The following is a 23,790-nucleotide window of genomic DNA, read 5'->3' as shown; positions in this document are numbered from 1 at the left end:
TTATCTGCCAGTATGTGTTAAAATTGTGTCCAAATTGTAGGGGGTCTGTCCCGGGGTCTGACCCCGGGACAGACCCCCTAAAGGATTTCTTTACCATTTTATAGAATTATACATTTATAGCAACATTGAGTATAAACAAGCTTCATCTCTTTCTTGATTCGCATATATAAGGAATAACAACATACGGCAACGAGTAACAACACTATTATAAGGAGGTGCTTCTATGTTTTGGCTATACATTTTAGGACCGATTGCCGCGGTTACTTTATTAGCCGCAATCGTAAACTGGAGAACAAGGCTAAAGTACAAAAGGTATAACTACAAATACGAGCTTGAAGAGCATGTTAGTGATCAGAACAAGATCAATAATGCAGCAGCCTGGAACGCTTCCCAACATAATCACCATTCTGGCGGTGGCAGCAGTGGTGGTGGCGGATCTTAAAAGACAGGATCTCATTTCCTGTTTTTTTTATTTAATCTAGGAGGTTAAGATGATACATACAATCGGCATTTCTGGCAGTACCATCATGTCTGATGAAACAAAATTCAACGATCTGTTTCGAGATCAAGAGCAGATCACACATATTGAGATTGGAGAGTTCGAAAATGAAGATGCCTTTCAAAGGTTTCTAGCATTTCTTAAAAAAAGCAACAAAACCTTTGGCATCCACTCTCCCATCTATAGAAATGGAAGTAAATATGATTTGTTAGAGAAGTTTCAATATGCACCTGAACAAGCATGGACACTGTTCGAAAAGGAAATTCAGCGTCTCGTTAAGTTAGGCGCACAGTATATCCTTGTTCATTTTCCTTATTTTCAAGGAAGCACCCGTAATCCGGATACCTTAATTGAGCAGGGTCTGAAACGATTGTCCGAACTGCAGCATACATACAACTTGCCGATCGTCTGTGAACCAAAACTTGGATTGGATCGATCCCCGAAAGGAATAGAGTATCTAGATGCTTTTCCTGTGGAATCATGGAAAAAGTACGGACTGAAGCTATGCATAGATATTGGTGATTATCTATTAGCTGCAGATGAAAATGCTCTTGAGATGATTCGAAAGTGGAAAGGTCATATTAAAGTTGTTCATCTTCATAACATTGAATTTGTGAATGACAAATACATATGGATTCCAATCCACCCCTCACATGAAGATGACGGAAAGCATTATCCAATTAAGGAGATTCTTCACGTATTAGCTGAATACCCTGATATATATTGGGTTCTTGAACATACACCTCACTCAAATCCTTCTGAAACATTTATTGATGAGGGGCTACATTGGTTAATAAATGACTTTCTAGATACTGATGATACAGCATTCTAAAGTATCTTGGATTCTAATTTAATTCTTTATATCTACCGTTTCACTTACTTTTACAATAAAAAGACGGATTTCATTTCCGTCTTTTTTAGCGCTTAATTAATTTGCGATTAAAAATCCTTTTACAAATAAGTTATTTCAAAATTATGACATTTAGTTTACAATTATTTCTAGTTTCGGTGAATTTATTGAATTGAGGTGTAAACATGTATTTTTCGATTAACAGTTATCTCAAGCGATTAAGGTCTACTATTCTAGGTATTTTGATCATCAGCATTCTACCAGCTGTTTTGTTTGGCATTAATACACAGCTATCAGAGCAAGTTTACGTGTATACATTAAAAGGCTTGACCGTAACAAGAAACATCTTTCCTGAAATATACAGTCAGTTTTTTTACTCCATGACAATCTTCTTTACTGCCCTTCTTATCGGTCTGCTTGTTTCACTCACTTTAACGTTTATTACTACTATGCTGCCTAGATTTCTACAACGAATTATATATGGTCTCTTGACCCTATTTGAATCACTACCTGATCTATTTATTGTCGTACTATTGCAAGTAAGTATAGTAGCTCTTTATAAAAGAACAGGTCTTCTGATACCTTTTTATAACGATTATAACAATCCCATTTATTTGCTGCCTATTTTGGTACTTTCAATCGTTCCAACGATTCAATTGTTTAAGATCACACTTCTATTAATGAGAGAAGAGCAACATAAGCCATATGTAACAGTAGCGAGAGCAATGGGATTGAGCCGCTTCTACATAACATTAAAGCACGTGTTCAGAAACATTTTGACGAGTTTATTACAGTATGCAAAAACTATTTTTGTATTTATGCTTTCGAACCTATTTATTGTCGAATATGTTTATAACCTCAATGGAATTATGAGCTTATTAATGATTACGCGGGGAGCTGCTTTCTTGGTAACCGCATTATTTATCGCAGTTCCATTTTCCATTTTGTTTGAGATTGCTGATAACTACAACGCATCAGTAAATAAACAATTAAAGGAGAAATACGCAGCATGATTTTAAAATTAGCTAAACAGCCACAATTAATTATTGGTCTGACGTTTATCTCGAGCATCCTTGTCTTTAGTTTTTTTTGGACTGATATTTTACAAGTAGAAAAATCTGAAGCTTTAAAACTCATGGATTTTATGTATGACGATGAAGGAAAAATCATCGATCATATACCCTATTCTCCATCTGAAGTTCCCCCATTCGGTACAGATTTATATGGAAAACAACTTTTTTATCAAATTATCGATGGAGCGAAATATACCATATTAATTGCTTTTGTCATTGCGTTCCTACGAATAGTAGTTTCAGTAGGAATCACACTAATAAATCCAAGAGCAAATTATGCATTTTTGGATGACCTCATTTCAGCAACGCTCACTATTCCTACTACCATCTTAGCTTACATATTTATGAACGCTTTATTGATCAAGGCTGGCATAGATGGGAAAAGTTCATATGAGCTGATATTTCTTCAATGCCTCGTATTAATTGGGATTGGTGTACCTCCCTTAATCTCAACATTTTCTCGGGAGATCAGAGGCATTCTAGACAAAGACTATATAAATAACACGTTTGCAATTGGAGCTCGAAAACCCTATGTATATTACAAACATGTACTCCCTGAGTTATCAACACGTCTTATCCTTATTTTTGCACAACAGATGATTCAAGTATTAATTCTATTGGCTCATTTAGGTGTTCTTTCCATATTTATTGGTGGTGCTGAAACACTCGTCTTAGGCGATCCGATGAATGTCGTGCTTCAAGACATCCCAATAGCTGGTGAATGGGCAGGGATAATCGGTATGTCGTTCACCAAACTTCAGGCAGCGCCATGGGTAATATTGATCCCCCTTTCTTGTTTTGCTGTTACGATACTCGCGTTAAACTTAATTATTCAAGGCATTCAAAATAGTGTAGAAGAAACTCAAAAACTCTAGAAGGAGGCGTACGAAATGAATCAGCATGTTTTACAGATAAAAAATTTACACGTTTCTTTTAACAAGAAAAAAAACAAGAGTATTGCTGTCAATGATGTCAGCCTTCAAATAGAAAAAGGGCAAACCGTTGCATTAATCGGAGAATCTGGTTCAGGAAAAAGCATGACATCCTTGTCTGTTCTTAATCTATTACCAGTTAATGGGATAGCCGAAAGAGGATCCATTACCTTTAATGGCATAGACTTACTAAAACTTTCCGAAAAACAGATGAGAAAGATAAGAGGAAACGAGATCTCAATGATTTTTCAGGACGCTATCGCTTCGCTCAATCCTGGCATGAAAGTAGGCGTACAGATCACGGAAGGTCTGAAACATCATAACATTATAACCAAAAATGAGCGTAAGTCAGTAGCACTCGATCTGTTAGATAAGGTCGGTTTTAAAAATCCAGAACAAGTATATCACCAATATCCTGAACAGCTTTCAGGCGGTATGAAGCAACGCATCCTCATTGCAATGGCAGTCTCATGCAAACCAAAGCTTATTATTGCAGATGAACCAACCACTTCTCTTGATGTGACGATTCAAAGACAGGTGCTTGATCTAATTGATTACTACAAATCAGATATGGACGCATCTGTTCTTCTAATCACGCATGATTTCGGAATCGTTGCTGAATATGCTGATTGGGTTTATGTCATGTTAGGTGGTCATATCGTAGAGTCTGCAGATGTTTATACCATTTTCCAAAACCCTGTTCATCCTTATACAAAAGCACTTATCACAAGTATCCCTCGTCCAGAAATGGAACAAGAACGTTTAAAGAGTATACAGGACTATACGTTTGAGAAAGATTATGAAGGTCGACAATTTGCACCGGAAACATACACATATGAAAGTAGTTCTTTCCAAGCTCCTTCATCACTTGTTGAAATAGAGCCATTGCATTATGTTCGTTTCTATGACGAGAAAAGGATGGTAACTACTATTGGATAACTTACTGATTAGAGCACAGAATCTATCAAAATATTTTACTGATAGTTCTGGTGTTCATAAAGCCGTCGATGGTGTTTCCTTAAATATCTATAAGGGAGAAACACTTGGAATTGTGGGAGAGTCAGGTTCAGGCAAAACAACACTCGGACGAACAATCATGCGATTGTACCAGCCCAACCACGGACAAATTTGGTTTGAAGGAAAAGAGATAACAGGATTGAAAGGTAGTAAGTTACGAACTTATCAAAAAGAAATTCAAATGATTTTTCAAAACCCTTATGAATCCTTGAGTCCTCGTATGACCGTTGGTGATATTTTAGAAGAACCCTTATATATTCAAAAGATGGGAACGAAGAGTGAACGAACTGAAAAAGCAATGAAGATGTTAGAAAAGGTAGGTTTGCCAAGAACTTCTTATAAAAAAAGAATACATGAGTTTTCTGGTGGTCAGCGCCAACGAATTGGCATTGCTCGTGCGCTTATAGTAGATCCAAAGTTTGTAATTGCAGACGAACCTGTCTCCGCACTGGACGTCTCCGTTCAAGCTCAAGTCTTGAACCTGCTAAAAGATCTTCAAACAGAAATGAATCTAACTTGTCTTTTTATCTCACATGACTTGAGTGTCGTCCATTATATGAGTGATCGAGTTGCCGTTATGTATTTAGGCCATTTAATAGAGATGGCACCGAAAGAGGAGCTGTATCACAATCCGATCCATCCTTATACACAGTCATTATTATCTTCTATTCCCGTACCTGATCCTGAAAAGCGTAGACATCAAAAAGAACCGGTAATATTACCACCAAAACCATTATATCCACCTCAACTCGTACACGTAGGAAACGATCATTATGTATCGGCCGATATGATACAAATTAAAGATTTTGAAATTGAAAACCAGCAACGAATTATTAGCTATAACAAATAAGCAAGAGTAGACCTGCTGGTCTACTCTTGCTTATTTTTATATTCCACTCTTATAATTTTCTCAAAATCACAAACATACTCACACTCATCGCACCTATAGTAAAAATAGACGCAATGATGACACCAATCCATGCCATGAAGAGATCGTCTCCTGGATAAGCGGGTTCAAGCGTTGCATAATACCAAAAAATCCATCCTAAAAAAAGAAGAAAAAAAGAGGTCCCGATGAACGCCATCTTCACTTTATCCTTCCATGATCCTCTCCACACTTCAGAAAATATTACCCACGTAAAAAGACTGAGCGGTATACATATTAACAATCCTGCCATAGTACCGTAAGGCAAAAGAAAAAGAATCAGAAAAGCTAGTACGAATAATCCAGCGTTCGCAGCAAATAGAGCTATACCCGCTTGCCAATAATTTGTACTTAAGGAATGCCCCTTCAATTTATGAGATATATTTCTTACCATACCTACAGAAGCGAAGTCTCTTTGTTTCATTATGAGAATTAACGTAAAAACAATTCCAGCCAACAATAAAATCGTCAAAAACACACCCACTTTTTTACAATATTTTCATCTTATATTATCATTAAAGTAGAGAAATAGAATATAGCTTTTTGGTAGGAGACGTAAAAGGAGGCACCATCAATGTTTGAACTATTTTTATTATTTTTTGCCATTGCTGTAATTGCTCCCCTCGTTATTAAATACACGACTAAACCGAATTATCAAAAGGTGGCAGACAAAACAGAATTGCTACCGAACTTGGGGATTCGTGAAGATTTACATTTACAAAAATGTGTAAGGAACATGGAGAAAGCTCTCCCTCGTGAGTTCAAAGAAAAAATAAAGCGCAGATATCTTTCTGAACACCCTAAGGCAACAGACGCCTACTTTGAGGTTGTATTTTATGAGCTCCAACGTTTCTTTATCATGTGTTCACTCTTAAATAATGTACCGATGTTCAGTAAAAAAGTGGATGACATCTGGCACGAGATGCTGATGTATACGAAGGAGTACGAAAAGTTTTCTGCTGAACTATGCGGTGAACACATTCATCATGCTCCGAATGATGTTGTAGAACCCGACCCACATGGGAGAGCTTGGTTTGATCTTTTATACGCAAAACTTTTTACATTTACGGATTTTACACCTATCGCTTGGGGGACCTTTTTTCAAAATCCATTACATGAAGGTCTTTTACATGAACTTCAAACACTTTCAACAGAAGAACTTGGAAACCGATATTTTAGACCGAATGCTGATAAAGAAACCGTTCATGCTTTACTAACAAAGATTAAAGTAGATTTAAATCGAATATCTAATGATAAAGATCCTTACAAGGGATTAAAACTATCACCGAATTCAATAGATAGCGCACCGATCTTAGCGGGCGCGATGCTTTATTATTCCTACCATCATTTTGATGAATATGATATGTATATGGCAAAGTTAAATCCTGCATCGAACTATAATTCTGGAAATACAACCGCTTGCGGAAGTGGGTGTGGCAACCATCGTGACGACAATGGCGGAAATGACAGCAGCTGCAACAGCGATAGCGGGAGCAGCTGTGGAAGCAGTTGCGGCAGTGGATGCGGAAGTAGTTGATACAATAAGTGATCCGCTTTAAATAAACGACTGTTTTCTAAAAGATTGTTGCTTTTTCATTTTTAGTATTTACTTCTTTGACTGTTGATTGAAGTGTAAGATGGGAGACTCCTGCGGGATAAATAGGCAGTCCTCAAAGTAGAGGTGGCTCGTTCAGCCCCGACAAGCAAAAGGTGGATGGGTTTCAAGGCGCACTTTGCCTTCTTAACCATTTAACTTTTGACCTCTAGGGGCTAGCCACTGCAACTAGACAGGTGAGACACTTAAATGTGAAACGTTCAAATGTGGCTCACCGCCTGCCCCGCGGAAAGAAGAGCATCTGGAACGGAAATCAACTACTTCCAAAAGCAACAAAGGGTAAGAAAACAGCCAAATAATAAAGCCCTGCAAGTGACTCAACATCACCATGCAGGGCTTTTTTATTAATTCTCTTCTACTTCTTTACGATTCTTTTTAAAGATTTTGGAAAGCACTTCATACACGATCGGCACGATGATAAGTGTCAATAGTGTAGAACTTGCTAATCCGCCGATTACGGTAACGCCAAGACCTTTAGAAATCAGTCCGCCACCACCTGAGCCGACTGCCAACGGAATCAATGCTCCGATCGTTGCAATAGCTGTCATCAGGATCGGACGAAGACGTGTAGCACCAGCTTCTAAGATCGCATCACGCATACTCATTCCTTCACGTTCCATATGAATGATTCGGTCTACGAGTACGATAGCATTCGTTACAACGATACCGATCAACATCAACAGCCCCATCATAACCGATACGGAGATGGTTTCACCTGCGATCAATAGACCTACAAACGAACCAATCACAGCAAAAGGAAGTGAGAACAGGATCGCAAATGGTGCGACACCTTCACGGAATGTGACGACGAGTATGAAATACACAATCGCGATCGCTGCAAGCATTGCCGCTCCAAGCTGTGTAAAGGTTTCGGTCATATCTGCCTGAACACCTGCAACTCCAACCGTAACTCCTTTTGGCATATCCAATTTGTCGATGTCTTTTTGAACTTCAGAAGTTGCCTTGGACATATCATCGCCAACTGCCTTACCTGAAACGGTAGCATAATACTCTCCTTTGCTTCGAGCAAGGGTATTAAGTGTTGTTCCTTTTTCAACTGTAACGAGCTCAGATAACGGCATTGTCGTGCCTAGAGCTGTAGGTACCTGTCTTGCTAAAATATCATCTACGGACTTAGGTTGTTTCGTTTGCTCCTGCTGAACGATAACATCTAGTGTATCTCCGTCTTTTTCGATCGTCGTTAAGACATCATCCGCTTTCATCGGATTGAGCATCATCACGATCTGACCTGTTGTTAGTCCGTATTTTAGAATGTCATTTTGATCAACGTTAAACGTATGCTCCACGAACGCATCCTTCGCGCTTGAAGTAACATCCTCTAACTGATCGTTCTTCTTCATCGCTTCTTCTGCCATCTTCACCGCTTTATTGAGTTTATTCAGATCTTCACTGTAGAACGTATAGCTGACTTCATTTTCAGCTCCAGTTGGTGCAGCGAAGTTCTGACTCTTCCATTCGCCTGATTGGCCAAGGTCCGCGACATAGTCTTCTATTTCATCTCGCACTTCTGGGAAGTTCTCCATTTCCGGATCAAAGATGAGGTACATGAGCGCACCGCCTTCTCCGCCACCAGCCATAGCCATCATTGGATCTGCGTTATCTGAAACAGAAATTTGAACGATATCAATATAATCGCGTTTTAGCATCTTTTCTTCTAATGCTTCAACGTTTTTCAATGTTTCTTCTTTAAGCTCTCCAGCTTTCGGTGTGTATGTTAAATACATAACTTTGTCTTCTTCACTGCCCATGAAGCTGAAACCGATGATAGGCGTTAAAGCTAAACTACCTGCAAGTAAAAGGACGGCCAAGATCGAAGTGATAATTTTATGATTAAGAGATTTATTAAGAATCCCTTTATACCATTTTGCTAATTTACCAGTTTCCTTATGGCTGCTTTCTGTCTTTTCGCTATACAGCTTCTTTTTAAACAAAAAGTGTGATAATGCTGGAACGATTGTTATGGCAACAATGAGAGATGCTCCAAGCGCAAATGTCATCGTTAACGCGAACGGAGCGAACAGCTCGCCTACCATACCACCCACAAAGATAAGCGGAGCGAACACCGCAACCGTTACGAGTGTGGAAGAAAGGATCGGCTTGAACATCTCGATCGTCGCTTCTCTTATCAACGCACGTCCGTTCAGTTTTTCTTCTTTCAAATGCAAACGTCGATATATATTTTCTACGACAACAATTGAGTCATCGATTACACGACCGATCGCAACCGTAATCGCACCTAGTGTCATGATGTTCAACGTGATATCCATCCAGTTGAGCACCAATAACGCCATGAAGATTGAAACCGGGATAGAGATGATTGAAATGATCGTCGATTTAAAATCTCGCAGGAATAAAAGGATGATTAAAACGGCAATCAATCCGCCAAATAATGCTTTTTCAATCATGGTTGCTACTGAATCTTCTATCGGCTTTCCTTGGTCAAGTGACACATCAATAACAAGACCATCAACTTTTGATTTTTCTTCTTTAATCAGCTCTTTTACACCATTCACGACATCAACCGTGTTAGATTGCTGCTCTTTTACGATTTGGATCGCGATCGCTTCATCTCCGTTTGTTCGAGAGACGGATTCCACTTTCCCTACCGTTTTGATATCAGCAATATCACTAAGCTTTACAAATGGTGTTGGGTTTGTTGCAGATGGTGTTACCGGAATCATCATGTTCTTAAGTTCATCCGAAGTCATGAACTTCCCATCAACGGCAACTGCTTCTTCCCCTTTTTCAAACTCATACAGTCCTAATGAAACAGCCATGTTGCTTGCTTGAATCATTTCTTTTACTTTATCTTCTGTTAGATCATACTGTTTCAGCTTATCTTTTTTATATGTGAGATCTACCTCTTCGATATGCTGACCCGTAATCTTAGCGGATGCAACACCATCGATCTTCTCGATCTTAGGAAGAATAATCTCTTCAACCGTTGAAGTTAATTCAACGATATCCTCTTTCGTACTACTTACACTTAGTGCAGCAACTGGCATCATGTTCATGCTGATCGCTGTCACAGTCGGCTCCTCAGCCGTTTCTGGCAATTCAACTGCATCCAGTGCAGATTGGAGCTCACGCTTTGCCTCGTCCATGTCTATTCCGTATTCGTACTCCACTTGGAGATTAGACATGTTTGAGTAAGAATTCGAATAAACGGCTTTAACGTCTTCAAGCCCTTCTACCGCTTTTTCGATCGGCATCGACACATCTTCCATTACTTTCTCTGGAGTAGCTCCAGGGTAAACGTCCATCACCATCAAGTATGGAATTGAAACATCAGGAATCGTTTCCATATTCATGCGTGTTCCTGAATAAATACCTGAGACTGTTATAATAATGGTAAGCAGCCATACAGCCAATTTATTCATTAAGACAAAATTAACTAAACCTTTCATTCATCCACCAACCCCTAATTGACTTATCCAACTCAATTACTTATACTAATGACTGATTGGTCATTTGTCAACGAATTACTTAGGAGCGATAAAATGAGTAAGAAACAATTAATTATGGAAAGTGCCTTAGAACTTTTTGCACAGCAAGGGTTTGACGCCACATCTGTACAACAGATAACAGAACACGCCGGCATCTCCAAAGGTGCATTCTATTTATCTTTTAAATCAAAAGACGAACTGATCAACGGTCTGATCGACCACTTTATGCAGAGTCTCATCTCAGATATTGACCAAGTAGTCAAAAATCACGAAACGGATGCTAACCTCTTATACGAATTCTATCAAGCTGCGTTTCATTCTTTTCAAAAGCATTCTGATTTCGCCAAGATCTTTATTAAAGAGCAGTCCAAAACCTTGAACGAAGAGCTTATCTCAAAGATTCATCAATACGATAAACTCATCGATAACATCATTTTAGGTATGTTAGACCGCATTTATAGGGAAGAAATCTCACAGACTCGTTATGATTTGATTTATTGTGTAAAGGGCTTCATTCATACGTATTCACACCTGATCCTGTTCTTTGACGTTCCACTGGATCTTCATACATTGAGTCGCTCACTTGCAGAGAAAACAGCACTGCTCGCTAACCATTCAGAGACGACGTTTATCACAGAAGAGCTTTACCATACGATTAATGAGCCTTTTCATGTTCATGTAACAAGAGAACAACTGTTAGAAATGGTGGAACAAAAGATAGAGGAAGTGGATGATTCAACGCTAGAAGAATCATTAACCCTTCTGAAACAGCAGATGATTGAGCGGAGTCTCAGCCCTGCCATCGTAAAAGGGTTGATCCTAAACCTGAATAACCATCCAGCATGTAAGCAGATTGCTTATTTGATTCAGGATTGTTTGGGAGTTTAGTTTTGAAAGTGTTGATCTCCGCTCCGGGATGCTCGCTTTCCGGGGGGTGTGCGGTGAGCCTCTTAGCGCTCTGCGCTGTTAAGAGTCTCACCTGTCCCACTGATCCCCCAGGAGTCTCGCACCCTTCTCTACAATCAACATGTCAAAGATGAAAATGAAATACAGTAATTCCAAAGTAGATTTGTTTTAGAACTGCACTGCATTACGATGCCCCACCGTTTGAATTACGCACTCCAAAAAACAAGAAAAGGGTAAAGCAACCACATTTAAACTTGGTCGCCTTACCCTTTAATTACAATTCTTATCTCTTTTGAAGTTCTTCCACAATCAGCTTGTTTACAAGTGGAGGATTTGCTTTTCCTTTTGTTTCTTTCATCACTTGTCCAACAAGGAATCCGACTGCTTTTTCTTTTCCGTCTTTATAATCCGCAACAGATTGCTCGTTCGCATCAAGGATCTTCACGACGATTTCGCGGATTGCTCCTTCGTCTGAGATCTGCACGAGACCTTTTTCTTTTACGATTTTCTCTGCGTCTCCACCGTTCTCGATCAACTCTTTGAAGACCGTCTTCGCAATCTTGTTAGAGATCGTTCCGTCAGCGATCAGCTTGATCATGCCAGCAAGACCTTCAGCTGTTAGAGCCGTCTGATCGAGCTCTTTATTTTCGTTGTTTAAATAAGCACTCACTTCACCCATGATCCAGTTGGAAGCTTGCTTCGCATCTGCGCCAGCTGTAATCGTAGCTTCAAAGAAATCAGCCATCTCTTTTGTCATCGTTAATACTTTTGCATCATATTCAGGTAATCCGAAGTCACCTACATAACGCTTTTGACGAGCATCCGGTAGCTCTGGAATGTCCGCTTTCACACGATCCATCCACTCTTCATCGATAAAAATGGATACGAGGTCAGGCTCCGGGAAGTAACGATAGTCGTCAGATCCTTCTTTTACACGCATCAGGATCGTCGTTTTCGTCGCTTCATCATAGCGGCGAGTCTCTTGAAGGATCTCTCCTCCAGCTGAAACCACTTCACGCTGACGCTTCTCTTCATGCTCTAATCCTTTTTGAACGAAAGCAAACGAGTTTAAGTTCTTAAGCTCTGCCTTTGTTCCGAACTTCTCTTGACCAACCGGACGAATCGAAATGTTCGCGTCACAGCGCAACGAACCTTCTTCCATCTTACAGTCAGATACACCTGTATATTGAATGATCGCTTTTAGCTTCTCTAAATACGCGTAAGCTTCTTCCGGCGTACGAATATCCGGCTCAGACACGATCTCAACAAGCGGCGTTCCTTGACGGTTTAAATCGACAAGTGATCCGTCTGCCGTATGCGTCAGCTTACCTGCATCCTCTTCCATATGGATACGCGTGATACCGATTTTCTTTTTGTTTCCGCCAACTTCGATTTCGATCCAGCCGTGTTCACCGATCGGCTTATCAAATTGTGACACTTGATAGGCTTTCGGATTGTCTGGATAAAAGTAGTTCTTGCGGTCAAATTTTGTTTCTCTATTAATTTCGCAGTTAAGCGCAAGTGCTGCACGCATCGCAAAATCTACAGCTTGATGGTTCACAACAGGCAACACGCCAGGATGTCCTAAGCAGATCGGACACACATTCGTGTTTGGCGGTGCACCAAAGTTTGTAGAACAGCCGCAGAAAATCTTAGTGTTCGTTTTTAATTCAACGTGTACTTCTAATCCAATTATCGTTTCAAATTCGCTCATTTTCTGCACCCCCTACAGCTTCGGCTTTTCTGTGTGATGATCTGTTGCTTGTTCAAACGCATGTGCTACGCGATAAATCGTGCTCTCGTCAAAATGCTTACCGATGATCTGAAGTCCGATCGGCAGTCCATCTGAGAATCCACAAGGTACAGAGATCGCCGGCACACCAGCTAAGTTAACCGGAATCGTTAAGATATCGTTCATGTACATCGTTAATGGATCTTTCGTCATCGATCCACATTTAAACGATGCAGATGGAGTTGTTGGTCCGATGATCACATCGTATTTTTCAAAAATATTCGTAAAGTCTTCTTTAATCAGCGTACGAACTTTTTGTGCTTTTTTATAATATGCATCGTAGTATCCAGAGCTTAACGCGAACGTTCCAAGCATGATGCGGCGTTTTACTTCCTCACCAAACCCTTCGCTTCTAGATTGCTTGTACATCTCGATCAAGTTCTCGCTGTTATCTGAACGCAATCCGTAACGAACGCCATCAAAGCGTGAAAGGTTAGCAGATGCTTCAGATGATGACAGCAAGTAGTAGGTTGCTAGCGCATAACGAGAATGCGGCAGAGATACTTCCTCCCATGTTGCTCCAAGTCCTTCAAGTATTTTTAGAGCTTCCATCACGCGTTCTTTTACGCCAGGTTCTACACCTTCACCGAGGTATTCTTTTGGAACCGCAATCTTAAGTCCTTTTACTTCACCTGTAAAAGAAGCCAGGTAATCTGGGATGTCCACTTTTGCAGAGGTAGAATCCATTGGATCGTTTCCTGCGATTGCTTGCAGCAAGTATGCGTTGTCTTCGACGTTACGCGTTACAGGACCAATTTGATCCAATGATGACGCGAACGCGACTAAGCCGTATCGAGAAACCAGTCCGTACGTCGGCTTCAAGCCAACAACACCACAGAAAGCAGCTGGCTGACGGATCGAGCCACCTGTATCAGAGCCTAGTGAGAAAAGAACTTCTCCCGCTGATACGGATGCCGCTGACGCACCGGATGAACCTCCTGGTACACAAGAGAGGTCCCACGGGTTATGTGTTGGATGGAATCCGGAGTTCTCGTTTGATGAGCCCATCGCAAATTCATCCATGTTCAATTTTCCGATCGTGATCGTGTCCGCTTGGTTCAATCGTTCCACAACGGTCGCATCATAGATCGGTTCAAAGTTTTCTAAAATGCGAGACGCACAAGTTGTACGAATCCCTTTTGTTACGATGTTATCCTTGATTCCGATCGGCATACCAAAGAGCAGTCCTCTGTCAGCACCGGAAACGAGCTTCTCATCTAATTGTTTAGCCTTGATTCGGCTGTATTCTTCATTAAGGGTTAAAAACGCCTTTACTTTACCATCTACTTGATGAATGCGGTCAAACGTCGCATCCACAATGTCAGTTACACTCAATTCTTTTGTATGTAATAACTGATGCAGTTCTGAGATCTTTTTATCTAAAATCGACATACGTGGTCTTTCCTCCTACTCCAAAATGTTCGGAACTTTAAACTGGCCATCTCTTTCTGAAGGCGCATTTTTCATCGCCTCATCCACTGATACAGAATTTCTCACTTCGTCTTTGCGAAGGATATTCTTCAGTTCCAGAACGTGAGTAGTCGGCTCCACGTTATCTGTATCGAGTTCGTTCAGTTCTTCAGCAAACCCGATGATCTTATCTAATTGTTCAGTCAGCAATTCGGCTTCTTCCTCCGTAACCGCTAACCTGGCTAAATGCGCCACGTGCTTCACTTGATCTTTCGAAATTCGAGACAAGCATGCCACCTCCAAGACTTTCTATACGAAAAGTATTATTCTGATGATAACAAAAAGCTTGCTGTATAAGCAACTTGAGGACGGAACATTCACGAAATTGAGTTATTTTTATGGGGTTTTAGCTGGATTGTGGGTTGTTTGCGGGATGTGAGTCCGTTTTACGGTACGTGTTTTTATAATTTATTACGCGTTCACCGGTGAATGGGTTGTTTTCACCTGAGAGTGTTGAGTTACCACCTGAAAAAGTGCTGTTGGCACCGCTGTGACGAGTGTGACCACCTGAGAATGCATCTCTACCACCTAAAGCCCTCATTTACGCCCCATAAACAGCCCTTAAAATAGAAAAAGAATCTACTTTTACGTAGATTCTTCCGTTATTGATACTAAATGCTCTAGATTCCCCACTCATGAAGCTCTAAACGGCGCACGCCTTCTTTTACGTAAGGATCTTCTTCTGCTAATCGTTTCGCTTCATCTAACGATTCAGCTTTATAAACGACCATACCGCCTGCTCCGTCTAAGAATGGTCCTTTCAGATGAACTTTATCTTGTGCCACAAGCTCTGCTAGGTAATCTAGGTGAGCCTGACGGAACTCTTGATTGAGCTCTGGTTTTTCCATATGTAAAATTGCTGCGAAATATGCCATGTTTGTTACCTCCCTCATCTTTACTCTCATCTTACTATAGTCAGCTCCAAGCACAAAAGAAAAACATCCGGTGAGGAAAGCCAGATGTCTTAATCTTTTCCGTAGCTCGAATCTTTCGTTGGATGGCGAAGCATACCTTCTTTTGGCGGTGCTTTCTTTTCGATCAGGTCGCGGTTTATATTTGTGTTCCAGCCGATATCATTCGTCGGATGCACCCACTCTTCTCCTGCCATCACTTCTGGATCTGTATCTGTACTCCAGTTGTTCAGTGGTGAATTCTTTGAATCGTAAAAACTATCTCCGATTACGACACCATGCTCGTTTACAAACGGCGCTTCCATCTTCATCCCTGTACCTTTAAAATCAGGAGAACTGATCTGATGAGGCAGCGTTTCATCCAGATCGACTTCAGGAACATTCTTCTTCTTTGGCTCTTTATCATTTGACATCTTCACACCTGCTTCCATATCGTTATACGATTAACTTCTCCTGAAGAGGAGTGTACAATCCATTTTGTTTGCAGATTGTGCGAAGACTTATAAATTTTTTTGAGGACTTATAAAAAAATTTGAAGACTTATAAAAATTTTTCAAGACTTATAAATTCTGATGAAGACTTATAAATGAAAAAACCACATAAAAAACCCCTTTCTCAGGCGAGAAAGGGATCGATTTTAAAAACTAAAGTGTTTCTGAAGTTGTTTTTGCTTGCATGTGAAGTGTTAGGTAGTCTGGGCCACCAGCTTTTGAGTCAGTACCAGACATGTTGAATCCGCCGAACGGCTGGTATCCAACGATTGCGCCTGTACAACCACGGTTGATGTAGAAGTTACCTACGTGGAACTCTTCACGTGCGCGCTCAATGTGCTCACGGTTGTTAGAAAGAAGTGCACCTGTTAGACCGTACTCAGTGTTGTTTGCGATTTCCATCATGTGATCGAAGTCACGCGCTTTACATACCGCTACAACTGGTCCGAAAATCTCTTCTTGCATCAAGCGAGCTTTTTCATCTACATCAGCAAAGATTGTAGGCTGGATGAAGTAACCTTTAGAGTCGTCGCCTTCTCCACCAGTCATCAGACGGCCTTCTTCTTTTCCGATCTCGATGTATTTCATGATTTTGTTGAAAGAAGCTTGGTCGATTACTGGTCCCATGTATGTGCCAACTTCTTCAGGGTTACCCATCGTTAACGTTTTCGTAAGAGCTACTGCTTTTTCTAAAACTTCGTCGTAAACGTCTTGGTGGATAACTGCACGAGATCCAGCAGAACATTTTTGTCCTGAGAATCCGAACGCAGAGTAAACGATTGAGCTAGCTGCTAATTCAAGGTCAGCATCACGGTCAACAACAACTGTGTCTTTTCCGCCCATTTCAGCGATTACGCGCTTCAGCCAGATTTGGCCAGGGTGTACTTTTGCTGCGCGCTCATAAATACGGCAACCAACTTCACGAGAACCCGTGAACGATACGAAGCGAGTTTTCGGGTGGTCTACTAAGTAGTCACCGATCTCTGCACCACTGCCAGGAACGTAGTTAAGTACGCCTGCAGGAAGTCCTGCTTCTTCCATTACTTGTACGAACATTGCTGCAATAATTGGCGTTGAGTTCGCAGGCTTTAACAATACTGTGTTACCCGTAACGAACGCCGCTGCTGCAGTACCTGCCATGATCGCAAACGGGAAGTTGAATGGAGAGATAACGATACCTACTCCAAGTGGGATATAGCTAAATTTATTAATTTCGCCGTCACGGCTTACAACTGGTTGTCCAGCTTTAAGCTTGATCGCTTGGCGTGCATAGTATTCTAAAAAGTCGATCGCTTCAGCTGTATCAGCGTCAGCTTCTTTCCATGGCTTACCTGCTTCTTTTGTAAGCATAGCGGAGAATTCATATTTACGGCGGCGGATGATCGCTGCTGCACGGAACAAGATGTTCGCGCGGTGTTCAGGATCCCACTTTTTCCAAGATTCAAAAGCTGTTAATGCAGCTTGCATCGCTTGTTCAGCGTGATCTTGAGTCGCTTTGGAAACAGATCCAATCACTTCTTCTTTGTTAGCTGGATTTATAGAAACAATTTTTTCGTCTGTCGTGATCTTTTCACTGCCGATAACAAGCGGAAACTCTGTACCTAGCTTTGAGTTAATTACTTTTAACCCTGCTTCGTAAGCTTCCTTGTTTGCAGGAACTGAAAAATCCATAAATGGTTCATGACGGTATTCACGTGTCATAATAAATTCCCCTCCTATTAAAGCGTTTTCATTATTCGGTTTCCCACGTTCATTCTACATGAACATAGCGGTTTGTTCAAACAAACTGATAATAGTCAGAATTCTTTATTTTCAAGGGATGTCGTGCATTTTTGTATCTTTTTTCTTTGTAGTGAATGATTAGTGAATTTTTTCTTGATTAGATTAGAAGATTTAGGTGTTATACGAATAAATATGAGTTTTGTTCGTTTTTAAAGTATATTTTTCCATGATCTATAAAAATGTCACTGTAAGTGGCTCACTTTGTTCATTTTAGTTCCGTTTTGTACCGCACAGAGCTGTCTGCAGGTGGTCGCGGTGCAATCTCAGGTGGTCACATGTATATTAGCGGTGCTCACAACCACTTTTCAGGTGAAAACGAAGCACTTTCAGGTGGAAACAGGCCATTTAGCGGTGAACGCGTAACAAACATAAAAACACGTACCTAAAATCGCTAACCATAGTGCGAACTGCATTCCCAGGAACTTCTCACCTTGTACAACAAAAGCCCACTAACCATAACGGTAGCGGGCTTTCAAAACATCCTTATTTACGATAAATATGCACAAACGGTTCTTCCTGTGTTGTTTCATCCTTCACGATAAGCGCCTCAGGCTGATCAACGGCTGAACCGATGTATACTTCTATCGGTACGTTCGGTAACTCTCCTAGTGCGGATGTTGCGACAAATTGAGTAAAGGAGATGATCTCTGCTTTACCTCGGAACTGAACCGGAATCTCAATCGTCAATCGCTCAAGGTTACCGTCTTTATAGTAGCCTTTCCCGATCACTCCGATATAGTTAGGGAAATACTCCTGAACCTTTGATTTAAAAGTAGTGAACTTTTCGTAGTCACTTCTCTTCTTTTTTGAAGCTGCGTCAGATGGGAACAGCACATAATCTTCATCTACGTCTTCCCATGAACCTACTGAATTGCTTCCTTTTTTCACTACCCCTGAGGCAAAGAAGTTTCCTGGTGTTACAGAATCACGCTCTTCTTCTTGATATAGAGCAAATACAATCGGCACATCTTTAAGTTTTGGGTCTGTACGTAAGCGGCTTGCCACTTGTCCAGCTATTTTCTGTGCTTCTTGTTTCACTTTTTCCCGCTCAAGCTTCACTTCACCAGGATAGATCAAGCCTTTTTGGTTAACGTCATAGTAGTACGTGGAGTTAAAAGATAACCCGACTACCACACCGCCAAGCTTTACTTTTCCATCACCGCTTTGAACAAGATAGTTATGTTCCAAAACATAAGAAAGATATTTAGGGTTGTTCTTGTTTGCTTCTAGCATCTTATCTTTAAACCCTGGATCACCTTCGTCTACTTTTACACCAAGCTTAGGGTTCAATCCTGTTTGATCAAGCTTGCTCTTGCTTTTTCCTGGTTCTTCGTCTGCTCTTTTCAGCCAGTTCGTAACCGTTGGCTCATTCAAAATCTGTCCTTCTTGGAAAAAGTACTTGTCTGTACTGAATGTGTCTTGAGCGATGCGCATTAAGCCCATCTCGAACTCGTTGATATCAAGCCGGTTATCAACACCATAACGGATCACACCACGGGCACCACCTGGTTCGAACGGAAAAATACTTCGATAGTACTTTTCACCAGTGTTAATCTCCCCTGTAATAATCGCTTTTTCATCTTTTTTGCCCTTTTCTTGCACGATCTTTTCTTCTTTTTCCAGCTCTTCGCCACCCCAGCAGCCGGTCAAAAGCAGTAAAGTACTTAAGAAAAGGAGCCCAACCCGTTTCATCATTACGGACACTCCTCTAGTATTGTTGGTTAGCTCTCGCCAATCTTATTTGTTAAGCTCGTCCACCAATTTCTGCTCATCCCAAACCTCAATACCAAGGGTCTTCGCTTTATCAAGCTTAGATCCGGCATCTTCTCCTGCGATCAGCATATCTGTATTCTTGCTCACGCTTCCAGTCACTTTCGCTCCTAAGCGCTCCAATTTTTCTTTTGCATCATTACGAGTCAGAATGGAAAGTTTGCCTGTTAACACAACTGTTTTCCCAGCAAACGGAGTATCCAGATCTTCCACTTTTACAAGCTTTGGACCTTTGTATTCCATGTTCATGCCAAGAGCCTTCAATTCTGCTACGAGCTCGTGCACTTCGGGTTTTGAAAAATAAAGAAGGATCGAGTCGGCCATCTTTTCACCGATCTCTTCAACAGCTAATAGCTCTTCTTTAGAAGCATTCATCAAACCTTCCATCGTTTCAAAGCGCTGTGCGATCGTTTTTGCCGCTTTCGCCCCAACATGACGAATACCAAGCCCAAACAGAAGACGTTCTAAAGAATTTCCTTTCGACTTCTCGATCGCTGCAAGCAGATTATCTACCGACTTCTCACCCATACGCTCTAATTCTAACAGTTTCTCGCGCTCTAGCTTAAACAAATCTGCAAAGTTTTGTATTAATTTTTCCTTAAACAGCTGTGCAACTACTTTTTCACCAAGTCCATCAATGTTCATGGCGTTTCGAGATACAAAGTGGATGAATCCTTCTCGAATCTGTGCCGGGCATTGCGGATTCAAACAACGCAGTGCTACTTCTCCGTCCAAACGCTCTAGCTTGCTGTCACACTCTGGACATTCGGTCGGCATATTAAAATCGATCTCATCACCAGTTCGGCGCTCCGTAATCACATTCACGACTTCCGGGATGATGTCACCGGCTTTTTTTACAACCACATAATCGCCGAGCTTGATGTCTTTTTCACGGATCAAGTCTTCATTATGTAACGATGCACGCTTTACCGTTGTTCCAGCTACTAAAACAGGCTGTAACAAGGCAGTTGGTGTAACGACCCCCGTACGTCCAACATTCAACTCGATGCCCTCTAGCTTTGTTACCACTTCTTCAGCAGGAAACTTGTACGCGATCGCCCAACGCGGGTTTTTCGCCGTGAATTCTAGTTCCTCTTGCTGATAAAGAGAGTTCACCTTGATTACGATCCCATCGATCTCATACGGAAGGTCTGGTCGCTTCTCCTGCCAGCTGTTCACATATTCAATGACTTCTTCGATGTTTGCGCATTTCTTCCACTCTGGATTCGTTTTGAAACCTAAGTGGTTTAAGTACGTTAAGCTTTCGTCGTGGGAATCAACTGAATGGCCCTCAAGCTTTCCTAAACCATAAACAAAGATATCGAGGTTACGGCTCGCCGCGATCTTTGGATCGAGCTGACGTAAAGAACCCGCTGCTGCATTCCGCGGATTCGCAAAGAGCTCTTGTCCTTCTTCTTCTCGATGTGCGTTAAGCTTTTGGAAAGATTTTTTCGGCATGAACGCCTCGCCTCGTACTTCGAGCATCACATCTTCTTTTAACTTAAAAGGAATAGAACGTATCGTTTTTAAATTATTCGTTATATCCTCACCAATTGTGCCGTCTCCGCGTGTAGCTCCACGAACGAAACGACCATCTTGATACGTGAGGGATACGGCTAGACCGTCAATCTTGAGTTCGGCAACATATGATACGTTCGAACCTACCCCATCTCTCACACGGCGGTCAAAATCTCGCAGATCTTGATCATTGAAGGCATTGCCGAGACTTAGCATCGGTACGGTATGTTCCACTTTTTCAAAAAAGTCCAAAACAGCACCGCCTACACGTGAGGTAGGCGAGTGCTCGTCATGAAGTTCTGGATGATTGTTTTCAAGTTCGATCAGCTCTTTCATAAGCTGATCATATTCAGCATCAGGTACAGACGGCTTGTCTAGTACGTGATATTCGTAATTATATTTTTCTAGCATTTCCCGGAGTTCCAGGATGCGTTCCTTCGCTTGTTCTTCGTTCAACCCGTTCCACTCCTTCTTTTCTTACGCTTTTTCAATCGGGGCAAATTTGGCAAGCAGTCTTTTCACACCTACAGGCTGTGGAAACGCGATGTCGAGTTCCATTGAATCTCCTGAACCACGCATACTTACAACGGTTCCTGTTTCCCACTTACGGTGTTTGACTTTGTCGCCTACTCTCCACTCCAGTTTCTCCCCACCAGAAGATTGATAGACAGGTGTAACCATTTTCTTTTTCGGTGACATAAACGATGGCGTTGATCCTCCACCTGAGCGAGCACTTGCTCCCCAGGGAACAGATGGTTTTTCTTTTACTTCTGTCTCGATAAGATCTTCAGGGATCTCAGCGATAAAACGAGATTCCGGATTTGTCGTCGTACGTCCATAAAGGGTGCGCATTCTAGCATTTGTTAAGAATAACTCTTCTTCCGCACGTGTGATTCCAACATATGCGAGACGACGTTCTTCTTCCATCTCATTCTCTTCAAAAAGAGCACGGCTATGCGGGAATACCCCTTCTTCAAGACCCATTAAAAAGACCATCGGAAACTCCAGACCTTTTGCAGAGTGAAGCGTCATTAGAACGACAGATTCTTTCGGCTTATCATCCGCTGCATCTTCATCGAGCTTATCAATATCTGCAACAAGTGCAAGATCAGTTAAGAACGCGATCAATGATTTATCATCTTGTTTCTTTTCAAAGTCTTGCGTAACAGAAATAAACTCGTCGATATTCTCTAAACGGCTTTGTGCTTCGATCGTTTTCTCAGCTTTTAACGCATCACGATAGCCCGTCTTGCTAAGCACTTCTTCTGTTAGTTCAGTCACAGAAAGAAATTCCTGCTGACGCGTCCAGTTTGTAACAAACTCAGAGAACTCTCTTAAAGCGTTCGTTGCACGCGCGCTAAGACCGATCTGTTCCACTTCTTGAAGCGCTCGATACATGGAGAGATCATTGTTTGCTGCATACTGTGCCACTTTATCCATAGAAGACGCACCGATCCCGCGTTTCGGTACATTTACGATACGCTGCAGTGAAATGTCATCGTCTGGATTCGAAATCAAGCGAAGATACGCTAGGATGTCTTTGATCTCTTTTCTGTCATAGAACTTCGTGCCGCCAACGATATTGTACGGAATGTTTGATTTGATCAAAACTTCCTCAATAACACGTGATTGCGCATTCGTACGATAAAGAATCGCGATGTCATTATACGAACGTTTGCCTGAGGATACAGCTTCACGGATCTTACCGGTTACGTAATAGCTCTCACCTTGCTCATCATCACCTTGATAGTACGTGATGCTTGCGCCATCCGTATTATCTGTCCAAAGATTCTTTGGCTTACGGTTCATGTTGTTTTCGATGACTTTATTTGCTGCTTGAAGAATCTTTTTCGTAGAACGATAGTTTTGCTCTAATAGGATAACTTCAGCATCGTTATAGTCTTTTTCAAACGATAGAATGTTCGCGATATCCGCGCCACGCCAGCCATAAATAGACTGATCTGAGTCCCCTACAACACAAAGGTTGCGGAATCGATCAGCCAGCATCTTCACTAGCATATACTGCGCCCTGTTCGTATCTTGATACTCATCAACATGAATATATTGAAACTTGCGTTGATAAAACTCAAGCACTTCAGGTACTTTTGCGAAAAGCTGGATCGTCGTCATGATCAGATCATCAAAATCTAACGCCTGATTCTTGCGCAGTCGCTTTTCATAGCCTTCATAAACCTCTTGAACAACACCTTCAAAGTGCCCGTTCGCCACTTTTGCAAAATCTGCTGCTGTTTTTAATTCGTTCTTTAAAGACGATATCGCACTTAAAATTCCGCGAGGTTCATATTTTTTAGGATCGTAGTTCAGATCTTTCAATACGGCTTTTACAACAGACAATTGATCTGTCGCATCTAAGATTGTAAAGTTACGGTTGATGCCGATTCGATCAATATCACGACGTAAGATGCGTACACACATGGAGTGGAACGTAGAAATCCAGATCTCTTCTGCTACTGGCCCTGTAATCTTTGCGACCCTTTCCTTCATCTCTCGTGCTGCTTTATTTGTAAACGTGATCGCAAGGATGTTCCATGGTGCCACTTCTTTTTCCATCATTAAATAAGCGATACGGTGAGTTAACACTCTCGTCTTACCGCTTCCCGCACCAGCCATCAATAACAAAGGCCCGTCTGTATGTTTTACTGCCGCTTTCTGCTCAGGATTCAGTCCTGATAATAATTTTTCAATCATTTGATGCATACTCATTCTTCATTCACCGCCCGAACATATATTCTTATTTTTATTCTCACTCAT

General features: G+C 41.3%; 21 protein-coding genes. 9 read left to right on the top strand and 12 right to left on the bottom strand.

From position 1 onward, the window contains the following. Positions 1-223 precede the first annotated feature (223 nt). From ACNJYY_RS02310 to ACNJYY_RS02285, 6 genes are all read left to right on the top strand, one after another. Entirely contained in the window at positions 224-442 is a 219-nt protein-coding gene (locus ACNJYY_RS02310; RefSeq protein WP_416730395.1) for a hypothetical protein, read from the top strand. A gap of 49 nt (positions 443-491) precedes the next feature. After that, positions 492-1,331, top strand: a complete 840-nt coding sequence (locus ACNJYY_RS02305; RefSeq protein WP_416730394.1) for a sugar phosphate isomerase/epimerase family protein — start codon at positions 492-494, stop codon at positions 1,329-1,331. Positions 1,332-1,534: 203 nt separating this feature from the next. Then, positions 1,535-2,362, top strand: coding sequence for an ABC transporter permease subunit (locus ACNJYY_RS02300; RefSeq protein ID WP_416730393.1), 828 nt, complete (start codon positions 1,535-1,537; stop codon positions 2,360-2,362). Beyond that, positions 2,359-3,297 (top strand): hypothetical protein, encoded by a 939-nt coding sequence (locus ACNJYY_RS02295; RefSeq protein WP_416730392.1) that lies wholly within the window; start codon positions 2,359-2,361, stop codon positions 3,295-3,297. Before ACNJYY_RS02300 ends, ACNJYY_RS02295 begins: the two co-directional genes overlap by 4 nt. A gap of 15 nt (positions 3,298-3,312) precedes the next feature. After that, on the top strand, positions 3,313-4,293 hold the full coding sequence (locus tag ACNJYY_RS02290) for an ABC transporter ATP-binding protein (protein ID WP_416730391.1): 981 nt from the start codon (positions 3,313-3,315) through the stop codon (positions 4,291-4,293). Then, positions 4,286-5,221 (top strand): ABC transporter ATP-binding protein, encoded by a 936-nt coding sequence (locus ACNJYY_RS02285; protein ID WP_416730390.1) that lies wholly within the window; start codon positions 4,286-4,288, stop codon positions 5,219-5,221. Before ACNJYY_RS02290 ends, ACNJYY_RS02285 begins: the two co-directional genes overlap by 8 nt. 49 nt (positions 5,222-5,270) lie before the next feature. On the opposite strand, the gene ACNJYY_RS02280 is transcribed toward ACNJYY_RS02285, so the two are convergent. Then, positions 5,271-5,768: a hypothetical protein gene (locus ACNJYY_RS02280; protein ID WP_416730389.1), complete on the bottom strand. Its 498-nt coding sequence runs from the start codon at positions 5,766-5,768 to the stop codon at positions 5,271-5,273. A 102-nt stretch (positions 5,769-5,870) separates the two neighbouring features. On the opposite strand from ACNJYY_RS02280, the gene ACNJYY_RS02275 reads away from it, so the two are divergent. Next, on the top strand, positions 5,871-6,833 hold the full coding sequence (locus ACNJYY_RS02275; RefSeq protein WP_416730388.1) for a hypothetical protein: 963 nt from the start codon (positions 5,871-5,873) through the stop codon (positions 6,831-6,833). 422 nt (positions 6,834-7,255) lie between these two features. Here ACNJYY_RS02275 and ACNJYY_RS02270 read toward each other — a convergent pair whose 3' ends face one another. Then, positions 7,256-10,339, bottom strand: a complete 3,084-nt coding sequence (locus ACNJYY_RS02270) for an efflux RND transporter permease subunit (protein WP_416730387.1) — start codon at positions 10,337-10,339, stop codon at positions 7,256-7,258. Between the two features lie 93 nt (positions 10,340-10,432). Between ACNJYY_RS02270 and ACNJYY_RS02265 the strand changes: the two genes are divergently transcribed. Next, positions 10,433-11,266 (top strand): TetR/AcrR family transcriptional regulator, encoded by an 834-nt coding sequence (locus ACNJYY_RS02265; RefSeq protein ID WP_416730386.1) that lies wholly within the window; start codon positions 10,433-10,435, stop codon positions 11,264-11,266. A 301-nt stretch (positions 11,267-11,567) separates the two neighbouring features. Here the strand turns inward: ACNJYY_RS02265 and gatB are convergent, their stop codons facing one another. The 7 genes from gatB to pruA form a co-directional block, all read right to left on the bottom strand. After that, on the bottom strand, positions 11,568-12,998 hold the full coding sequence (gene gatB / locus ACNJYY_RS02260) for an Asp-tRNA(Asn)/Glu-tRNA(Gln) amidotransferase subunit GatB (protein WP_416730385.1): 1,431 nt from the start codon (positions 12,996-12,998) through the stop codon (positions 11,568-11,570). A gap of 12 nt (positions 12,999-13,010) precedes the next feature. Beyond that, complete coding sequence (gatA, locus tag ACNJYY_RS02255; RefSeq protein ID WP_416730384.1) at positions 13,011-14,468, bottom strand: Asp-tRNA(Asn)/Glu-tRNA(Gln) amidotransferase subunit GatA; 1,458 nt, start codon at positions 14,466-14,468, stop codon at positions 13,011-13,013. A 15-nt stretch (positions 14,469-14,483) separates the two neighbouring features. Further along, complete coding sequence (gene gatC, locus ACNJYY_RS02250) at positions 14,484-14,774, bottom strand: Asp-tRNA(Asn)/Glu-tRNA(Gln) amidotransferase subunit GatC (RefSeq protein ID WP_066390841.1); 291 nt, start codon at positions 14,772-14,774, stop codon at positions 14,484-14,486. 118 nt (positions 14,775-14,892) lie between these two features. Beyond that, positions 14,893-15,087, bottom strand: coding sequence for a hypothetical protein (locus ACNJYY_RS02245; RefSeq protein WP_416730383.1), 195 nt, complete (start codon positions 15,085-15,087; stop codon positions 14,893-14,895). 79 nt (positions 15,088-15,166) lie between these two features. After that, the gene (locus tag ACNJYY_RS02240; RefSeq protein ID WP_416730382.1) at positions 15,167-15,421 is read right to left on the bottom strand and encodes a YciI family protein; all 255 of its coding nucleotides are present in this window, start codon (positions 15,419-15,421) and stop codon (positions 15,167-15,169) included. Positions 15,422-15,510: 89 nt separating this feature from the next. Next, entirely contained in the window at positions 15,511-15,870 is a 360-nt protein-coding gene (locus tag ACNJYY_RS02235) for a DUF3905 domain-containing protein (protein ID WP_416730381.1), read from the bottom strand. A 231-nt stretch (positions 15,871-16,101) separates the two neighbouring features. After that, positions 16,102-17,649 carry an L-glutamate gamma-semialdehyde dehydrogenase gene (gene pruA / locus ACNJYY_RS02230; protein ID WP_416730380.1) on the bottom strand — a complete coding sequence of 516 codons (1,548 nt, stop codon included), beginning with the start codon at positions 17,647-17,649 and terminating at the stop codon, positions 16,102-16,104. A 272-nt stretch (positions 17,650-17,921) separates the two neighbouring features. Between pruA and ACNJYY_RS02225 the strand changes: the two genes are divergently transcribed. Continuing rightward, positions 17,922-18,116 carry a hypothetical protein gene (locus ACNJYY_RS02225; RefSeq protein WP_416730379.1) on the top strand — a complete coding sequence of 65 codons (195 nt, stop codon included), beginning with the start codon at positions 17,922-17,924 and terminating at the stop codon, positions 18,114-18,116. Between the two features lie 97 nt (positions 18,117-18,213). On the opposite strand, the gene ACNJYY_RS02220 is transcribed toward ACNJYY_RS02225, so the two are convergent. From ACNJYY_RS02220 to pcrA, 3 genes are read right to left on the bottom strand one after another with little or no spacing between them, the layout of a single operon-like run. After that, positions 18,214-19,425 (bottom strand): CamS family sex pheromone protein, encoded by a 1,212-nt coding sequence (locus ACNJYY_RS02220; RefSeq protein ID WP_416730378.1) that lies wholly within the window; start codon positions 19,423-19,425, stop codon positions 18,214-18,216. 42 nt (positions 19,426-19,467) lie between these two features. Further along, a complete protein-coding gene (gene ligA / locus ACNJYY_RS02215; protein ID WP_416730377.1) occupies positions 19,468-21,474 on the bottom strand; it encodes an NAD-dependent DNA ligase LigA in 2,007 nt (668 codons plus the stop codon). A gap of 21 nt (positions 21,475-21,495) precedes the next feature. Beyond that, positions 21,496-23,736 carry a DNA helicase PcrA gene (pcrA, locus tag ACNJYY_RS02210; protein ID WP_416731788.1) on the bottom strand — a complete coding sequence of 747 codons (2,241 nt, stop codon included), beginning with the start codon at positions 23,734-23,736 and terminating at the stop codon, positions 21,496-21,498. Between the last annotated feature and the right edge of the window lie 54 nt (positions 23,737-23,790).

This window comes from Fictibacillus tiangongensis, from assembly GCF_048083785.1.
GTDB lineage: Bacteria > Bacillota > Bacilli > Bacillales > Fictibacillaceae > Fictibacillus.
Note: the sequence above shows the minus strand (reverse complement) of the source record. Positions and strands in the feature narration are given on the sequence as shown.